Source organism: Mycobacterium sp. 1081908.1 (genome assembly GCF_001673535.1).
Lineage (GTDB): Bacteria > Actinomycetota > Actinomycetes > Mycobacteriales > Mycobacteriaceae > Mycobacterium.
On record NZ_LZLY01000160.1, the window covers coordinates 79,484 to 96,918 of the forward strand.

General features: G+C 68.1%; 16 protein-coding genes. 7 read left to right on the plus strand and 9 right to left on the minus strand.

The window, feature by feature from the left end; translation table 11 throughout:
• Positions 1 to 11: 11 nt before the first annotated feature.
• Positions 12 to 680 carry a class I SAM-dependent methyltransferase gene (locus A5655_RS26560; protein WP_067016007.1) on the plus strand — a complete coding sequence of 223 codons (669 nt, stop codon included), beginning with the start codon at positions 12 to 14 and terminating at the stop codon, positions 678 to 680.
• On the opposite strand, the gene A5655_RS26565 is transcribed toward A5655_RS26560, so the two are convergent.
• The 5 genes from A5655_RS26565 to A5655_RS26585 all read right to left on the minus strand — a co-directional run bounded on the left by A5655_RS26565 (position 673) and on the right by A5655_RS26585 (position 5,740).
• On the minus strand, positions 673 to 1,737 hold the full coding sequence (locus tag A5655_RS26565; RefSeq protein WP_067016138.1) for a prenyltransferase: 1,065 nt from the start codon (positions 1,735 to 1,737) through the stop codon (positions 673 to 675). The two genes, A5655_RS26560 and A5655_RS26565, sit on opposite strands and share 8 nt — an antisense overlap.
• Positions 1,724 to 2,494: a class I SAM-dependent methyltransferase gene (locus A5655_RS26570; protein WP_067016010.1), complete on the minus strand. Its 771-nt coding sequence runs from the start codon at positions 2,492 to 2,494 to the stop codon at positions 1,724 to 1,726. Before A5655_RS26570 ends, A5655_RS26565 begins: the two co-directional genes overlap by 14 nt.
• Positions 2,488 to 3,717 (minus strand): glycosyltransferase family 4 protein, encoded by a 1,230-nt coding sequence (locus A5655_RS26575; RefSeq protein WP_067016013.1) that lies wholly within the window; start codon positions 3,715 to 3,717, stop codon positions 2,488 to 2,490. Before A5655_RS26575 ends, A5655_RS26570 begins: the two co-directional genes overlap by 7 nt.
• 230 nt (positions 3,718 to 3,947) lie before the next feature.
• Positions 3,948 to 5,114: an NDMA-dependent alcohol dehydrogenase gene (locus tag A5655_RS26580; RefSeq protein WP_067016015.1), complete on the minus strand. Its 1,167-nt coding sequence runs from the start codon at positions 5,112 to 5,114 to the stop codon at positions 3,948 to 3,950.
• Positions 5,111 to 5,740 (minus strand): TetR/AcrR family transcriptional regulator, encoded by a 630-nt coding sequence (locus A5655_RS26585; protein ID WP_067016019.1) that lies wholly within the window; start codon positions 5,738 to 5,740, stop codon positions 5,111 to 5,113. The genes A5655_RS26580 and A5655_RS26585 overlap by 4 nt, the downstream gene beginning before the upstream one ends.
• 187 nt (positions 5,741 to 5,927) lie before the next feature.
• Between A5655_RS26585 and A5655_RS26590 the strand changes: the two genes are divergently transcribed.
• From A5655_RS26590 to A5655_RS26605, 4 genes are read left to right on the plus strand one after another with little or no spacing between them, the layout of a single operon-like run.
• The gene (locus A5655_RS26590; protein ID WP_067016141.1) at positions 5,928 to 6,923 is read left to right on the plus strand and encodes a hypothetical protein; all 996 of its coding nucleotides are present in this window, start codon (positions 5,928 to 5,930) and stop codon (positions 6,921 to 6,923) included.
• A complete protein-coding gene (locus tag A5655_RS26595) occupies positions 6,920 to 8,035 on the plus strand; it encodes an ABC transporter substrate-binding protein (protein ID WP_067016022.1) in 1,116 nt (371 codons plus the stop codon). The genes A5655_RS26590 and A5655_RS26595 overlap by 4 nt, the downstream gene beginning before the upstream one ends.
• Before the next feature lie 35 nt (positions 8,036 to 8,070).
• The gene (locus tag A5655_RS26600) at positions 8,071 to 9,078 is read left to right on the plus strand and encodes a dihydrodipicolinate synthase (RefSeq protein WP_231999285.1); all 1,008 of its coding nucleotides are present in this window, start codon (positions 8,071 to 8,073) and stop codon (positions 9,076 to 9,078) included.
• 1 nt (position 9,079) lies between these two features.
• Positions 9,080 to 9,868 carry a DUF1906 domain-containing protein gene (locus A5655_RS26605; RefSeq protein WP_067016025.1) on the plus strand — a complete coding sequence of 263 codons (789 nt, stop codon included), beginning with the start codon at positions 9,080 to 9,082 and terminating at the stop codon, positions 9,866 to 9,868.
• A 7-nt stretch (positions 9,869 to 9,875) separates the two neighbouring features.
• On the opposite strand, the gene A5655_RS26610 is transcribed toward A5655_RS26605, so the two are convergent.
• The 4 genes from A5655_RS26610 to A5655_RS26625 all read right to left on the minus strand — a co-directional run bounded on the left by A5655_RS26610 (position 9,876) and on the right by A5655_RS26625 (position 15,007).
• On the minus strand, positions 9,876 to 10,766 hold the full coding sequence (locus A5655_RS26610; RefSeq protein WP_067016028.1) for an alpha/beta fold hydrolase: 891 nt from the start codon (positions 10,764 to 10,766) through the stop codon (positions 9,876 to 9,878).
• A 177-nt stretch (positions 10,767 to 10,943) separates the two neighbouring features.
• On the minus strand, positions 10,944 to 13,127 hold the full coding sequence (katG, locus tag A5655_RS26615; protein ID WP_156765048.1) for a catalase/peroxidase HPI: 2,184 nt from the start codon (positions 13,125 to 13,127) through the stop codon (positions 10,944 to 10,946).
• 36 nt (positions 13,128 to 13,163) lie between these two features.
• On the minus strand, positions 13,164 to 13,604 hold the full coding sequence (locus A5655_RS26620) for a Fur family transcriptional regulator (protein WP_197508812.1): 441 nt from the start codon (positions 13,602 to 13,604) through the stop codon (positions 13,164 to 13,166).
• 137 nt (positions 13,605 to 13,741) lie between these two features.
• On the minus strand, positions 13,742 to 15,007 hold the full coding sequence (locus A5655_RS26625; RefSeq protein WP_231999286.1) for an Ig-like domain-containing protein: 1,266 nt from the start codon (positions 15,005 to 15,007) through the stop codon (positions 13,742 to 13,744).
• 69 nt (positions 15,008 to 15,076) lie between these two features.
• Between A5655_RS26625 and A5655_RS26630 the strand changes: the two genes are divergently transcribed.
• Both A5655_RS26630 and A5655_RS26635 read left to right on the plus strand, forming a co-directional pair.
• Positions 15,077 to 15,838, plus strand: a complete 762-nt coding sequence (locus A5655_RS26630; RefSeq protein WP_082978919.1) for a hypothetical protein — start codon at positions 15,077 to 15,079, stop codon at positions 15,836 to 15,838.
• Between the two features lie 47 nt (positions 15,839 to 15,885).
• Positions 15,886 to 17,415: an FAD-dependent oxidoreductase gene (locus tag A5655_RS26635; RefSeq protein WP_067016037.1), complete on the plus strand. Its 1,530-nt coding sequence runs from the start codon at positions 15,886 to 15,888 to the stop codon at positions 17,413 to 17,415.
• Positions 17,416 to 17,435: the final 20 nt, after the last annotated feature.

Sequence of the window (17,435 nt, forward strand, 5' to 3'; positions counted from 1 at the left end):
AGGTTCGCCTCATGAGCCACGCCGAAGTCGGTCCAGCCGAGCGCCTGTTTGCGTTGGCCGAGCAGGTGCAAGGCTTCATGCCGCCCGACGAGGGCCGTGCGCTCTACGACGCCGCGCTGCGGTACCTCAACGGCGGCGTCGGCGTCGAGATCGGCACCTACTGCGGCAAGTCCACACTGTTGCTCGGCGCGGCGGCGCAAGAGACGGCCAGCGTGCTCTACACCGTCGATCATCACCACGGCTCGGAGGAACACCAACCCGGCTGGGAGTACCACGACACGTCGTTGGTCGATGACGTGACGGGACTGTTCGACACGCTGCCGACGTTCCGGCGCACGCTGGACGCCGCCGGCCTCGACGACCACGTCGTCGCCGTGGTGGGAAAGTCACCGGTGGTGGCCCGGGGGTGGCGGGCACCGCTGCGGTTGTTGTTCATCGACGGCGGCCACTCCGAGAAGGCCGCGAACGAGGACTTCGACGGGTGGGCGAAGTGGGTGGACAGCGGCGGGGCCCTGCTGATTCACGACGTGTTCCCCGACCCCCGCGACGGCGGCCGCCCGCCCTACTACATCTATCGCCGCGCGATGGATTCCGGTCAGTTCCGGGAGGTTTCGGCCACCGGGTCGCTGCGGGTGCTCGAACGCACCGGCGGACGGCCGGGTGACCCGATCGTCACGTGACCACGCATTCGCAGTCGAAGTCGGTCTGCAACCCCATGGGCAGGCCCTCGCCGCGGAAGATCCCGCTGCCCGCGGTGGTGTCCGACAGCGCGTCGGCCGCCAGGATCATCGCCGCGCCGGTCCAGGTGGTGCGCTCCTCGGGCCACCGCTTCCCGTCGGCGAAAACCAAGCCCGTCCAATAGGATCCGTCCTCTTCGCGCAGGTGCTGCATCGCGGCGAACTGCCGGTGCGCGGCCGAGCGGTGGCCAATGGCGTCAAGAGCCATCACCAGCTCGCAGGTTTCGGCGCCGGTCACCCAGGGCCGATCGTCGACGCAGCGGATGCCGAGACCGCCGACCACGAAGTCGTCCCAGCGCTGCCGGATCCGCCGGGCGGCCGCCGGGCCCCGCAGGGCACCGCCCAGGATCGGGTAGTACCAGTCCATCGAGTAGCGGTCCTTTTCGGTGAACGCCTCCGGGTGCACCGCGATCGCGTGGCCCAGGCGCCCGAGGGCCAGCTCCCACTCCGGCTGCGGGTCCCCGACTAGCACGGCCAGCGCCAGGGCGCAGCGGATGCTGTGGAACACGCTCGCGCACCCGGTCAGCAGCGCTTCCGGGAGCGGCCCGGCTTCGCTTCGGGCCCAAGCGATCTCGCCGTAGCCGAACTGCAAGTCGATGACGAAGTCGATCGCCTGGTGGACCACCGGCCACATTTCGGCGCCGAACGACCTGTCGCCGGTGATCAGCACGTGATGCCAGACGCCGGTGGCGATGTATGCACAGAAGTTGCTGTCGCTGTTGGGGTCTTCGATGACCCCCGCGCGGGTTTGGATGGGCCATGAGCCGTCGGGCCGCTGCGTGCGACGGCTCCACTCGAACGCGGCCCGCGCCGGCTCCAGCAGCCCGGCCGCGGTAAGCGCCATCGCGCATTCCACGTGATCCCACGGATCGGTGTGGCCACCCGCGAACCAGGGGATGGCACCCGACGATTCCTGATCGGCGGCTATCGAGCGCGCGGTCTGCCGGCATTGGTCCGGGGTGAGGACACCGGGAATCGCCGGCGCGCTAAATCGACGCAACTGAATACCCCGGGGCGGCTTCGCCTTCCGCGGCGGGCGGCGCGGCATAATACTTCGCGAAATACAGGACCACGCTCTTGCCCACGAACGGGTTGAGCAGCGACTCGGCCAGCTGGGTCACCTTGGGCCGCCGCATCAGGTCCCACACCAGGAGCTTGTGGTAGGCGGCCACGGCCGGGTGATCGGAATTCGACACGCCCACCGCGCATTTCAGCCACCAGAATGGCGAGTGCAGGGCGTGGGCGTGATGGGCGTGGATCAATTCCATTCCGCCGCCCGCGATCTTGCCGCGCAAATCGCTTGCCCGGTAGATGCGCACGTGGCCGCCTTCGTTGGCGTGGTATTCGTCGGAAAGCAGCCAGCAGACCCGCTCGGGAAGCCACCGCGGGACGCTGACCGCCAGTGTCCCACCGACTTTGAGGACCCTGACCAGTTCGGCGATAGCGGCGTCGTCCTGCGGGACGTGCTCGAGGATCTCCGAGGCGATGACGCAGTCGAACGTCTCGTCGGCGTAGGGCAGGCTCAGCGCGTCGCCGAGCACAACCTTCGCCGAGGCCGCCTCGGGCGCCTCTCCGGTCTCGGCCATCGCGCGCAGAATCGTTTCGACGGAACGCAGTTCGGCCTCGTCACGATCGAAGGCGACGACGTCGGCGCCGCGCCGATACGCCTCGAAGGCGTGCCGGCCGGCCCCGCATCCCACGTCAATCACCTTGGTGGACGGCCCGATACCGAGCCGGTCGAAATCTACGGTCAGCATCGCGCGATCGCCCGCTCGTAGACCTGCACCGTTTGAGCGGCCACGGCTTCCCAACTGAACACGTTGATCGCGCGGTCCCGGCCGGCCCTGCCCATGGTGCGGCGCTTCTCCGGCGAGTCGAGCAGCTCGCCGAGCGCGCCGGTCAGGGCGTCCACGTCGGCCGGCGGCACCAGCTCGGCGCAGGCGCCGTCGGTCCCCAGGACTTCGGGCAGCGCGCCCACCCGGCTGGCCACGATCGGCGTTCCGCTCGCCATGGCTTCCACCGCGGGCAGCGAAAACCCTTCGTAGAGAGAGGGAATGCAGGCGACCTCGGCCGACGCGAACAGGGCGGCGAGCGCCTCGTCCGGAAGCCCGCTGGTGATGTGGACGATGTCCGAGATCCCCAGCTCCGCAATGAGCTTGTGGGTGGGACCGTTGGGTTCCACCTTGGCGACGAGTCGCAATTCGACGTCGCGGCGCGTGCGCAGCCTGGCGACCGCGTGCAGCAGTGTACGCACACCCTTCAGCGGGGTGTCGGCGCTGGCGATCGCGATGATGCGGCCGGGTTGGCGGGGGCCCGATGCCGGCCGGAACAGCTCGGTGTTCACCCCTAACGGCACCACGTGCAGTTGCTCGCGGGAGACGCCGAAGTCGGCGACGATGTCCGCGGCCGACGACGACGAGACCGTCAACAGATCGGGAATCCGGCGGGCCACCTGTTCCTGCATTTTGGAGAACCCGTACCAGCGGTGCACCAGCGGCTTGCGCCACCATCGTGCGGCGGCGACGTCGAGCACGCGGTCGCGGGTGATGGGGTGGTGCACGGTCGCCACCACCGGCAGCCCGGCGTCGGCGATCGCCAGCAGGCCGGTGCCCAGGCTCTGGTTGTCGTGCACGAGATCGAAGTCGTTCGCGCGCTCGGCCAGCAGCCGGGCCACGCGCATGGTGAACGTTCGCGGTTCGGGAAAGCCCGCGGTCCACACGGTCAGTAGCTCGAGCAGGTCGATCGAGTCGCGGATCTCGCTGGGACGAGGCACCCGGAACGGATCGGGCTCGCGGTAGAGATCCAGGCTGGGCACCTTGGTCAGGCGCACCCGCGGATCGAGCAGCTCGGGATAGGGCTGACCGGAGAACACCTCGACATCGTGGCCGAGCTCGACCAGGCCGCGGCTGAGATGGCGCACGTAGACGCCCTGTCCGCCGCAATGGTCCTTACTGCGATAGGACAGCAGGGCAATTCGCATACTCAACTCTTATCCGCCGAGGAAAAATCGCGGGCGGGCGGCCCCCAATCCATCGCGATCAACGGACTCCCGAGCTCCGTGTCAGCAAACTGGACATGTGTCCAGACTATAGTTCGCCGACCTAATTGATGCAATCGAGGTCTCGGCGGCCCCGCATCGCCCGTGTGCGCTGGGGGCTTCCACTGTGAATCCAGCGCACAGTCAAAGCCCTCAGCGCACACTCGACGCCGTCAGGCGCTGAAGTCGATAACGCCGCGTATGTTTCGGCCGTCGCGAAGGTCCTGGATCGCGTCGTTGATCTCGTCGAGTTTGTAGCGGCGGGTGATGAGCTCGTCGAGTTTGAGGTCACCCGCTTCATACATCGACAGCAACATCGGCATGCTGGCGCGGGGATTCATTTGCCCGTACAGCGACCCCTTGAGCGTCTTACACGAGTTGATCATGTCGGCCAGGATCAGGGGCACAGACATCTCGGAGATGGGCGTCATCCCGGTTATCACGCAGGTTCCACCCTTTCGGGTCAGCATCATCCCCGCGGACACCAGATCGGGCGGAACGGTCCCGGCGGTGAGAATCACCGCGTCGGCCATCGCGCCCCACGTGATTTCCCGGACCAGCGAGAACGCGGCGCCGACGTCGGCCGCGGCGTGGGTGGCACCGAACGACGGCGCGATCTCACGTTTGAAGTCGACCGGATCGACGGCGACGACGTACTTGGCACCGGCGATGCGCGCGCCCTGCACAGCGTTCATCCCGACGCCGCCGACGCCGATCACCACCACCGTGTCGCCCGGCCTGGTTCCCGCGCTGATCGTCGCGGATCCGAAACCCGTTGTAGCGCCGCAGGAGACCAGCGATGCCGCCTCGAGTGGAATCCAGTCGTGGACCTTGATCAGCGACCGTTCCGACGCCACGACGTATTCGGAGAACGTGCCCACCTGCATCATGGCCATCAAGGGTTCGCCGTTGAGGTGGCGGCGGGGGGTGTGGTCGGTCGTCATGTTCTTGCTGTAGATGTCGGCGCCGACGTCGCATAGGAAAGTCGATCCCGTCGCACACCAGCGACAGCTCCCGCAAGCCGGAATGAACGACGTCGCGACGTGGTCACCGGTCTTCAGCGCCGTTACCCCTGGCCCGACCTCCTCGACCGTGCCGGCCCCCTCGTGCCCACCCAGCATCGGAAACCATTCTGGGACAGGCTGTCCCGCCGCCCTCATGATCGCGACCAAATCGCCGTTGGGAACGCCGTCACCGGTTGCAAAGTGGTCATCCGAGTGGCAGACCCCGGCGACGGCCATCTTCACCAAGACCTCGCCGGTCCGAGGTGCACCGATGTCGATCTCAGCGACGTCCCAGTGCTTCCCGACACCGTGCAGGATCGCCGCGCGAGATTTCATCGAAGGCTCCTCATCGGGCTCGAGGTCAGGCCGCGCAGGAGTCGATCCAGGACTTCGCCCGCGGACGCGCGGGCGGCCCCCGGGTCCGACGAATGCGCGACGAGCAACGCCGCCTCCTCCAACGCGGCCACCATCATGTGGGTGAGCTCGTGCACGGGTTGCGGCTCGATGGAGCCCTCGGAGATCGCGCGGCGGACCAGCACCTCGATCATCGCGATGCTGCCGGCGTCCTGGATCGCGCGCAGCGTCTGCCACCCCAGGATCACCGGCCCGTCGATGAGGATGATCCGCTGCACCTCGGGTTCCAGAGCCGCGTCGAGAAACCCCCGCAATCCGGTGACCAGGTACTCCCAGGCGCTACGACCCGACGGGGGATCGGCGAGTGACCGCAGCATGAGGTCCTGTTCCACCTCCCGGAACACCGCGTGAAACAGCTCCGCCTTGTTGTCGAAGTGGTGGTAGAAGGCGCCCCGGGTGCCCACCCCGGATCGCGAAACCAGCTCACCGATTGTCGTCTTCAGGAATCCCGGGTCGACAAAGAGCGCGCGCCCGGCGGCGATCAGGTCGCGGCGCGTCCGGTCGCCGCGGGCGCGACGGTCCTCATCGCTCCCACCTCGCCTCGCCATCCGCCGATCGTATCAACCTACGCGCTGAATGTTAGTGCCGGGAACACTGGCGATGCGGGCGCCGGGCACGGCCGGCCGTCGCGGGTGATCCGCACTACTGAAGGCGCAGCAGCAAAACGTGATTCGTTCCCCACGCTGAAATTGCCGGGCCTTAACTAATCAACCAACAAGCGATATGTTGATCAGCGTGCTGGACCGAGTCGAGTTCGAGGTAACCCGTGAGGCCCCGTCGCTGCAGCACTATCGGCGGGAATGGACGCCCGGACACGGCGCGGAATTGGCCGGCGTCTGGCTGGGGGCGGTCGTCACCGACGCCTCGGGCCAGGATTACTGGGGGCTGCGGGGAACGGACGACTTCCTGGTCGGGATGACCCATGTCGTCTCGCCCATTTGCGGTTTCCGCGCCCTGACGGAGGGCCTCGATCCGGACGCGCAGCACCTGTTCGACGAGTACTCGTCGATCGACTGGTTCGAACCCCTCGAGTACATCGACGGCGGCGATCGATTGCAGACGATCTACTCCAGCGGCCGCATCGAACGCGACGCCGCCGGCCTGCACTGGTACGACGCAAGCGACAGGTGGCAGATCCACGGGCAGACGGTCAGCGACGTCGTCGTGACCCACGTTCCCGCGCAAGACGGTGTCGACGACGAGGTCTACTACCGCCACGAGCTGATGTACGCGACGGGCGTGGTCAACGGCGTCGAGGTCTCCGGCTACGCTCACCAGGACTTCGCCTACGGCCCGCCGGGCATGGCCTATACGCAACTGCCGATCGCCCGTCACCTGCAGGGCATGTGGGTGTCCTGGCTGCACGTGTACAGCGACGGGGAACTCGGCGGCGGCAGCTTTTGGCAGGGCCGAGACAACCTCGTCTTCGGGCCCGGCTACCAGCTCCGGGGCGGCGTCACCACCGTGCACGACGACATCGTCGCCAAGCCGAGCTTCGACGGCGACGGAAGGCTGGTCGCCCTGGACGCGTCGATCGGCGCCGATTCGTACTCGTTCGCGTTCGACACCAGCGGCAGCCCGCTGCATTTCTTCGGACGACTGACCGGCAGTTCGTCCGGCAAGGAGCCGGCGCGAAGCTGGTGCTGGGTCGAGTACGCCGGCGGCATGCTGACGCCCGAACTGCTCGACATGATGATGCAGCGCTTCAAACTTGCCCGGGCCCACGGGTGACCGCGGTCAAGGCCGCCCGCATCGGGCTGCTGTTCGATTACCTCGACGGCGACGGTGGCTACGACCAGAACGTCCTTCCCTCTTTGCAATTGGTCGTCGACGACTACGTGCAGCGCGGCGTCGTGGACCGGCCGGTCGAGTTCGTCGTCCGCGCGGTGCAGGGCCTGCCGAACGGTTCCTTCCGAGCCGTCCGCGACGCCTTCTTCGAGCTGATCGAGGAAGACGTGCTGGTGATCTTCGGCCCGTGGGTGTCCGAGAACGGAGTCGCGCTCCGCCGCTACGTCGAAGACCTCGGGCAGGTGCCGATCATCACGATGGGCGCATCCGAGAACATGCTGGGCGAGTGGGTGTTCGGGCTGCCCGCGGGTTCGATGGAGGAAGAACCCATCATCATGGCGACCGTCGCCGCGCTCGACGGCTGCAGGACGGTGGGGATCGCGTTCGAATCTTCGCTGATCGGGGACGAGTACCTGCGCACGGCCCGCGTGGCGTGCAAGGACGTGGGCCTGGACATCACAGCCGAGGTCGCGATCCCGCAGGTCCAGACCAACAAACGAAAGGCCATGGCGGAGTTGGCGGTTCATCGACCCGACGGCATCCTGCACGTGGGTTTCGGGCTGGGCATCCCCGGCATGAACGTCGCGCTGACCGAAATCGGTTGGCTGCCGCCCCGATACACGACGACGGCCTTCGAGTTCGCGACGACCAGCCGGTGGTGGCTCGAGCAGCTGGCCGGCTGGATCGGGTTGGACCAGTTCGACGAGCGCAACACGATCGGTCGGGCCTTCCTCGACCGCTTCGAGGCGCGGCACGGGCACCGGCCCGAGTACTTCTTCCCGGTCTACTGCTGCGACGTCGGGCGCGTGATGATGACCGCCCTGGCCACCGCGCGACCGTTGACCGGCGGGGGCGTCAAGGCGGCGCTGGAGAGGATCAAGATGATGCCGGCCGCGTCGGGAGCACCGGGCACCCGAGTCGGCTTCGGCAAGTTCATCCGCCGGGGGTGGATGGGCAGCGAATTCCTGGTGGCCCGCCGGGTCCTGCCCGACGCCAGCGGCATCGTCATGCACGGGACCATCGAGGGCCTGGTCAATTCGCCTGCGCGCCAATGATACCCGTTCGCGTCGTGCAATGGGCGACGGGACCCGTGGGTTCCGCGCAGCTGCGCGAAGTGATCGACAACCCGCAGTTCGAGCTCGCGGGTGTGTTCGTGTACGACCCGGCCAAGGTCGGGACCGACGCCGGCGCACTGGTCGACAGGCCACCGACCGGCGTCGTCGCGTCCAATGACAAGTCGGCGATCCTGGCGCTCGACGCGGATGTCGTCCTGCACGCCGCCAGTAAGGCGGGGTCCGAAGACACCAACACAGCCGACATCGTGGCCCTGCTCGAGTCCGGCAAGGACGTCATCACGACCACGTCGTACAACCACCTGCCCACCTGTGGCCGCGACACCCAGGAACGAATCACCCGGGCGTGTGAGCGCGGCGGCGCGCGATTCCACGCCGCGGGCGAACACCCCGGCTTCATGCTCGAACGGCTCGCGGTGGGGCTCACGGCCCTATCGCAGCGCGTCGACCGGATCACCGTGCAGGAGTTCGTCGATTGCTCCGGCATCTCGGAGCGCCGGATGCTCGTCGATCTCATGGGCATGGGCAAACCTCCCGAAGAGATCACCACCGAGTCACCGATGTTTCGGGCTGTGTCGCTGCAATACGAACAGGCGCTCGGCGCCGCCGCGGACACACTCGGCCTGGGCCTGGACGAGATCCGCTCGGACATCGAAACCGCAACGGGCAAAACCGATATCGAGCTCGCGTGCGGGCGGCTTCGGGCGGGCACGGTCGTGGCGCAGAAGCTGCGGTGGGCGGGCTATCGCGACGGTCGGTGCGTGCTCGTCGCGGAAGAATTCTGGACGGTCACCGACTCCGTCGCCGGTTGGGACGTCGCGCGCGACGGTCAGTTTCTCGTGCGGGTGACCGTCGACGGGGCCCCGCCGCTGCGAGTCGAGATCCGAATCGGTGACGCCCCCGACGGCGGGCCGGGCGGCCAACTCGCGGTCGCCATGACCGCGGTCCGCGCCGTTCCCTATGTCAGGCAGATGCCGCCCGGCGTAGTGGTTCCGCCGGTGTTCGGCGCGTATCGCTGGCCTTGACCTGGGCCGGTTTTGTTACCATCGCGCCGTGCGATCGGTGTCACGACGCGAGGTCCTCAAGTACGCGTTCGCGCCGGCCCTGCTGGGGCTGGCCGCGCCGCTCGCGCAGCAAAAAGCGTCCGCCGCCGACCTGAAGCTGATCGACTTCGCCGAGAAGCGGATCGCGCCCGACGAGATCAAAGCCGCGGGTTACGGCGGCGTGGTGAACTACGTGTCCGCGTCGCGGCCGGGCGCGAACTTCGAGGCCAAGCCGATCACGCGCGAGTACGCCGACGCGCTGCGCGCCGCGGGCCTTCAGATCGTGAGCAACTTCCAGTACGGCAAACCCGGCTGGCCCGACCCGTCGGACTACACCCGCGGGTACGACGGCGGCGTGGCCGACGCGCACACCGCCCTGCAACTGCACAACGCGGCGGGAGGGACGGCCTCGGCGCCGATCTTCTTCAGCGTCGACGACAACATCGACGAGAACACCTGGAATGGCCCTGCGGTGCAATGGTTTCGGGGGATCAACTCGGCGTTGGGCGTGGGCCGCACCGGCATCTACGGGCACGCCCGGGCGTGCGGGTGGGCGATCCGCGACGGCGTCATCGGGAACTCGACCACCCCGGGCCACCGCTGGGCGTGGCAGACCAGGTCGTGGTCGAACGGGGAGCGCGAACCGGCGGCGGTGCTCTATCAGACCGTGGTCAACAGCCCGTCGAACCCGAGCCCGCTGCTGGGCGGGATCAACGTGGACATCGACGACGTCCTCGCCGCCGATTTCGGCCAGTGGGATTTTCCGCGCTGATCCGGCTCTACATCCCCAGGTGTACCGGACGGTCACCGTTCCGCTGGGGCGCGGTCGCCGGGGTCGTCGACGCGATGAAGTCCTCCAGGATGTCCGCCACAGCCGACGGAGCTTCCACATGAGGAAAGTGTCCGATGCCCTCGAGTACCTCGAGGCGACTGCCCTCCAGCGCATCATGGGCGGCGTAGGCGTGGGCAACGGGAATGATCCGGTCCTGGTCGCCCCAGATCAGCACTATGGGCATCCCGGCCGCGAGGTGGATCTTGTTCAAAGCGCTGACCGCCTGACCGCGGTAGTCCACCACTGAGCGCAAGGTCCGCAAAAAGGCTTGGCGGGTCCGCGCGTCGGACAGCGAGGAGTAGGCGTGCCACATCTGACCCGCTCGCGGCGCCCGAATCCCGGCCGAGGTCAGCCACGAACCCAGCTTGTTCCCGAGGTTCAGCACCGGTTGCGGTGCGACGACGGGCAACACGAACTCCGCGCCCGGTGCGGACAGGATCCGTAGCAGCGGGCTGAGGTCGGGGCCGAGGCCACCGCTGCCGATGAGGGCCAGCCGCTCGCAATGGTCCCGGTGCTGGTGGGCGAACTGCATCGCGATACCGCCGCCGAGGGACTGCCCAATGACCGTTGCCCGGTCCACCCCGAGTTCGTCGAGCAGGTCGCGCAGAAAGACGGCGAAGGCTCCCAGCGAGTAATCGCCACGGGGTTTGGCGGACATGCCGTGGCCGAGCAGGTCCGGGGCGATGACGCGGTATTTCTTCGACAGCTGCGGAATGATCGCATGCCACGTCGCGGAGCTGCCGGCCATCCCGTGGATCAGCAGCAGGGCAGGGCCGTCGCCGGCATCCCGGTACGCGATCCGGTCCCCGTGGAGTTCGAGATACTGCAATTCGCTCATGTCAACCGTTTACCCAGCTTTGGTAGTCGGACGCATCGGCCATCTAGCCACGGTACGCAACTTACGCCTTCGTAGGTTACCCGTGGGTAATAGTGTGGCTGGCCTCACTGTGCGCCATAGCCGACGCCCCGCGAGTCGGTAGCTCGCGGGGCGCCGGGCGTTATCGGATTCCGGGCGTTACTTGAGGTCGAACCGGTCGGCGTTCATGACCTTCACCCAGGCCGCGACGAAGTCCTCGACGAACTTCCCCTGGTAGTCGTCCTGGGCGTAGACCTCAGACAGCGCACGGAGCACCGAGTTCGACCCGAAGACCAGGTCGTTGGCGGTCGCCGTCCACTTCTTCTGTCCCGACTTGCGGTCGACCACCTCGTAGACGTTCTCCGCGGTCTCCGACGCCTTCCACGCGTTGTCCATGTCGAGCAGGTTGACGAAGAAGTCGTTGGTCAGCACCCCGGGCCTGTCGGTGAACACCCCGTGCTTGCTGCCGCCGTGGTTCGCGCCGAGGGCACGCAGCCCGCCGACGAGCACCGTCATCTCGGGCCCGGTCACGCCCAGCAGGTAGGCCCGCTCCACCAGCAGCTGCTCCAGTGGCGCCTTCTCGCCGGCGCGGATGTAGTTGCGGAACCCGTCGGCCCGCGGTTCGAGCACCGCGAACGACTCCACGTCGGTGCTCTCCTGCGAGGCATCGGTGCGCCCCGGCGCGAAGTGCACCGTGATCTCGTAGCCGGCGTCCTTGGCGGCCTTCTCCACCGCCGCCGAGCCGGCCAGCACGATCAGGTCCGCCAAGGAGATCTTCTTGCCGCCCGAAGCCGACGCGTTGAAGTCCTGCTGGATCTTCTCCAGCACGGGCAGCACCTTGTCCAGCTCGGAGGGCTCGTTGACCTCCCAGTTGCGCTGCGGCTCTAAGCGCAGCCTCGCCCCATTGGCGCCGCCCCGCTTGTCGGTGTTGCGGTAGCTCGACGCCGCCGACCACGCCGTCTTGACGAGTTGCGGCACCGACAGGCCGGAGTCGAGCACCTTGCCCTTCAGCGCGGCGACGTCCTTGTCGTCGACCAGCTCGTGGTCGACAGCCGGAACCGGGTCCTGCCACAGCTGCGGCTCGGCGACCCACGGCCCGAGGTAGCGGCTGATCGGGCCCATGTCGCGATGCAGCAGCTTGTACCAGGCCTTGGCGAACGCCTCGGTCAGCTCCTCGGGATGGTCGAGCCAGCGGCGGGTGATGTCGCGGTAGATCGGGGACTCCCGCATCGAGATGTCGGTCACCAGCATCGTCGGGGCGCGGCCCGGCCCGCCGAAGGGATCCGGGATGGTGCCGGCACCGGCCCCGTCCTTGGCGACGAACTGCCACGCGTCGCCGGGGCTCTTGGTCAGCTCCCACTCGTAGCCGTACAGGGTCTCCAGGAAGGTGTTGTCCCACTTGGTCGGGGTGGGCGTCCAGACCACCTCCAGGCCGCTGGTGATGGCGTCCTTGCCCACGCCGCTACCGTGCGAGCTCTTCCAGCCCAGCCCCTGTTGCTCGATCGGGGCGGCCTCCGGCTCGGGACCCACCAGGTCGCCGCTGCCGGCGCCGTGGGTCTTGCCGAAGCTGTGCCCGCCGACGATCAGCGCGGCGGTCTCCTCGTCGTTCATCGCCATCCGGCCAAACGTCTCGCGGATGTCGATCGCCGCGGCGATCGGGTCCGGCTTGCCCTCGGGCCCTTCGGGATTCACGTAGATCAGGCCCATGGTGGTCGCGCCGTAGGGCTGCGCGAGATCCCGCTCGCCGGAGTAGCGCTTGTTGGTGCCCAGCCATTCGTCCTCTTCGCCCCAGAGGATCTCTTCGGGCTCCCAGACGTCCTCGCGGCCGAAGGCGAAGCCGAAGGTCTTGAAGCCCATCGACTCCAGCGCGCAGTTGCCGGCGAAGATGATCAGGTCGGCCCAGGAGATCTTGTTGCCGTACTTCTTCTTGACCGGCCACAGCAGCCGGCGCGCCTTGTCCAGGCTGACGTTGTCCGGCCAGCTGTTGAGCGGGGCGAAGCGCTGCATGCCCTGCCCACCGCCGCCACGGCCGTCGTGAATGCGGTAGGTGCCGGCGGCGTGCCAGCTCATCCGGATGAACAGGCCGCCGTAGTGGCCGTAGTCGGCGGGCCACCAGTCCTGCGATGTGGTCATCACCGAGATGACGTCCGCCTTGAGCGCGTCGACGTCGAGCTTGGCGAATTCCGCGGCGTAGTCGAAGTCTTCGCCGAGCGGGTTGGACTGGGGGGAGTGCGGGTGCAGCGTCGACACGTCGATCTGGTCGGGCCACCAGTCCCGGTTCGTCAGCGGCGCGTGCGATTTGGGCTCGGGCGCGGGGATTACCGGGTTTTCGCTCTCAGACACAACTTTCCTTTCGGTGTTAGGTGGAACGGGCTGTGCTCAGGACTCTGCCGTCGAGCAGGCGGGGCACATGCCCCAATAGATGACTTCGGCCTCGTCGAGGACGTAGCCATCCAGAACGTTGTTGTCGTCCAACGGCGTCAGGCACGGCGCCTCGCCGACCGCACAGTCGACGTCGGTGATGTCCCCGCAGGAGCGGCACACGGCATGGTGGTGGTTGTCGCCGACGCGGGATTCATAGCGGGCGACCAGACCCAATGGCTGGATCCGACGCACCAGGCCCGCGGCGGTCAGCGCGCTCAGCACGTCGTACACGGCCTGGCGCGAGACGTCGGGCAAGTCCCCGCGCACCGCGTTGAAGATCGTGTCGGTGTCGGCATGCGGGTTGGCGTGCACGGCCTCGAGGACGGCGACCCGGGGGCGGGTCACTCGCAGGTCGGCCATGCGCAGCCGCTCCGCGTAACTCGCCGATGAGGACACGTGGTCCATATCACTCCCTTATTTGGAATCAGTCAAGACTTTCCCGGGGGAGAGTGCCCGAATGTCTGGTGAACCGTGCCCCTCGGTTGGGGGCCAGCGGGCCGAATCCCGTTGCGCCAGAGCGCGACTCCGCGACCCTAGGAAGCCGGCCGCAGGGCGCTGCCGTTGCGCCACTGGTCCCAGCTGAGCGTCCAGTCACCGTTCTGGGCCAGCGTCAACGGCGGCCCTCCGCTGTTGCGGACCTCGACGACGTCTCCCGGCACGGAGAAGTCGTAGAACCACTTCGCGTTGTCGGCGTTGAGGTTCAGGCACCCGTGGGAGGTGTCGCGGTGACCCTGGGCCCACACCGTGGCGTCCAGCTCGTGCAGGTAGATGCCGTCGGTGCTGATCTTGGTCGCGTAATTGATGGTCTCGCGATAGCCGAGGCGCGAGTTCTTGGGCAGCCCGAACGTCGAGGAGTCCATCACGACCGGGTTGCCCTTGTCGATCACGGTGTAGATGCCCGGCGGGGTCCACAGCGAGATGGTGCGACCGCCGACGTCCTCGGTGCCGCCCATGCCCATGCTGGTGGGCATGGTGCGGACGAGCCTGCCGTTGTCGAAGACGCTGACTTGTTTGGTGGCGTCGTCGGCGATGGATATGTGCGCGTCGCCGATCCGGAACGACACCCGCGTGTCGTCTTGTCCGAATAGCCCGTCGCCCAGGGCGATTCCGTAGATCTTGGCTTCGGCGGTGACGGTCGTTCCCGGGGCGTAGTAGTGCTCGGGTCGCCAGTGGGCGTTTTGGCTGTCCACCCAGAACCATGAACCCTGCACCGGCGGGTTGGTGGTCACGCTCAGCTGCCGCTCGGCGGCGGCCCGGTCGGCGATCTGCTCGTCGAAGTGGGCGACGACCACCATTCCGACGCCGTAGGTGCCGCCGTCGTGCAACGCGGCCTCCGAGGTGGTGGTGAACGAAACCTTGGTCTGGTTGGAGGGCTGCAGCGTGGAGAACGACGAGACCTGCGTTGCCGCAGCGCCGTTGGGCCCGCGCGCCGTGACGGTGACCGTGTAGGTGCGCCCGTATCCCAGCGGGACGGTGGGCTTCCAGACGGTGTTGTCCGGCGTCGTGACGCCCTGGACCGGTTTGCCGCTCTCGTTGACCATGCGAACGTCCGTGAGCGTCCCCGCGTCGGCCTTCACCATGACCGGTGCGACCGGGTCGACGTCGTGCGCGCCGGGTCCGGGCGTGATCGTTATCTGCGCCGTGTCAGGGTCTTTCGCCGCGGCCCCGGGGCGCGGGCAGGTGCCGTGCGGGCACCTGGCCGACGTCGCAAGCAAGATCGCGCCCACCACCCCGACCACGAGCAACACCGCCAACAGGAACGGGCGCAGCCATCCAGTTGCCGAGCGGAGGGCGATCATGTGCATCAAATAGCCCGGGGCGTACGCGCCGAAACGTGGCGCGGCCGGCGCGCGAGGATCATGGGGGTCGTGGCCGACGACGAACTCGACAGCCTGTACTGGGCGGAGCCGGGCGCATTCACCGCCCAACGCGACAGACTGGCCGCCCAGGCGAAGGACCGCGGTGACGCCGCGGCCGCCAAACAAATCTCGGCGGCGCGCAAGCCCACGACGGCGGCCTGGATCGTCAACCGGGTCGCGCTCGGGCACAAGGACACCAAGAAACGCCTGGCCGACCTCGGTGACCGCCTGCGCGCCGCGCACGCCGCGATGGACGGCGAACGCATCCGGGCGTTGTCGGCCGAGCAACACAAGCTGATCGAGGGGCTCACCCGCGCCGCGTTCGAGGCGGCCGACGTCAAGCGGCCGTCGGCGTCGGTGCGCGAAGACGTGACCGGCACCCTGCAAGCCGCGATCGCCGACCCCGAGGTCAGGGAACGGCTCGGCCGATTGGCCAAGCCCGAGCGATGGTCGGGCTTCGGCGGGTTCGGCGATGCCGCGCCGGCGCGGCCCGCGAAGGGTTCCCAGACTGCCGCCGAGCGGCGCCGGGAAAAGCTGAACGCTGCCGTTGCGGAAGCCGAGCAAGCCCAAGCCGATGCCGACAACGCGCTGGCCCGGCGGCAAGCCGAACGCGACGCGGCCCGCCGGCGTCGCGACGAAGCGCGCGCGACCCTGCGCAAGGCCGAGCGCGAATTCGACCGGGCCGAGGCCGACTACGACAAGGCGCAGCGGGCCTGCCGCGCGGCCGCCGAATCGGTCAAAGAGGCGAAGGCGCAGCTCAAGAGGGCGTGAACGCGGCGCGCAGTTTCCGTCGCCGCTGCGCGGGTATCTGCCCAGCCGTGACTTCTTTATGGTTGACCGACCGCGCCGAACCGGCTTGGGCCGCAAGCCGGCTTGACGAGGGCCCAACTTCCGCCGACGTCATCGTCGTGGGGGCCGGCATCACCGGGCTGATGACAGCCGTCCTGCTGGCCCGCGCCGGCAAGGACGTGTTGGTGGTCGAGGCGCGCACCGTCGGTTCCTGCGCGACGGGAAATACCACCGCGAAAATCAGTCTGCTGCAGGGCAGCCAGCTGTCGAAGCTGCTGCCCAGGCACGGCCCGGACGTGGCCCGCGCGTACGTCTGCGGCAATCGCGAGGGCCAGGAGTGGGTGCTGCAGCACTGCGAGGCGAACGGCATTGCCGTGCAGCGCGAGGACGCCTACACCTACGCCCAGTCCGCGAGGGGCGTCCTGTCCGCACGCGCGGAACTGGCGGCCTGCCAGGCGGTCGGCCTGGGCGCCGTGTGGGACGACGACGCGGACGTCCCGTTTCCGTACCACGGCGGCGTGCGGCTGCCCGACCAGGCCCAGTTCGACCCCATGCCGTTCCTCGACTCGCTGGTCACCGAGTTGCTCAGCCGCGGCGGGCGGTTGGTCGAGCACACCCGGGTCCGGCGCGTGTCCTGGCGCGGCAAGGGGGTACGCGTGCACGTCAACGATGCCGCCCGGCGGGACGTCGAGCTGGAGGCCGGGCAGCTGGTTCTTGCCACCGGAATCCCGATCCTGGATCGCGGCGGGTATTTCGCGCGGGTGAAGCCAAGCCGGTCCTACTGCCTGGCGTTTCAGGTCCCCGGCACCATCACCCGGCCGATGATGATCTCCACCGACTCGCCGACGCGTTCGGTCCGTTATGCGCCCGTCGCCGACGGGGAGCGGCTGATCGTGGGCGGGGCCGGCCACACGGTCGGCCGCAAGAAGAGCCCGTCGAAATCGCTGGCTGAACTTTCGGACTGGGCGCACAAGCACTATCCGGGCGCGGTGCAGACCCACTTCTGGTCGGCGCAGGACTACACGCCGATCGACCACCTGCCGTATGTGGGTCCCATCCTGCCGGGTAGCGAAACCATCTTCGTCGCAACGGGTTTCAACAAGTGGGGCATGACGAACGGCGCCGCGGCGGCGTTGGCGCTGTCGAGCCGCATCCTGGGCGGGCGGATGGATTGGGCCACCGCGTTCGCCAGCTGGAGCCCCCACGAGCTGTCCGGCTTGTTCACGGCCATGCAGGCCAACCTGGAGGTGGGATTCGACCTGGCGAAGGGCTGGATCACCCCGGCGATACGCACCGGCCGTCGCAGCCCCGTCAACGGCGAGGGCGGTGTGGTGAGCGGGCCGCCGTGGCACCTGGAGGCCCGCTGCCGGGTGGACGGCACCGAGCACCGCGTCTCGCCGGTGTGCCCGCACCTGGGTGGGATCGTCAACTGGAACGACGCCGACGAGGCGTGGGAATGCCCGCTGCACGGGTCGCGGTTCGCCCCGGACGGCACCTTGCTGGAAGGCCCGGCCACCAGGGACCTGACGGCGCACAGCCCCGCGTCGAACGTGTCCTGAGGGCGAAAAATTCGCCGATT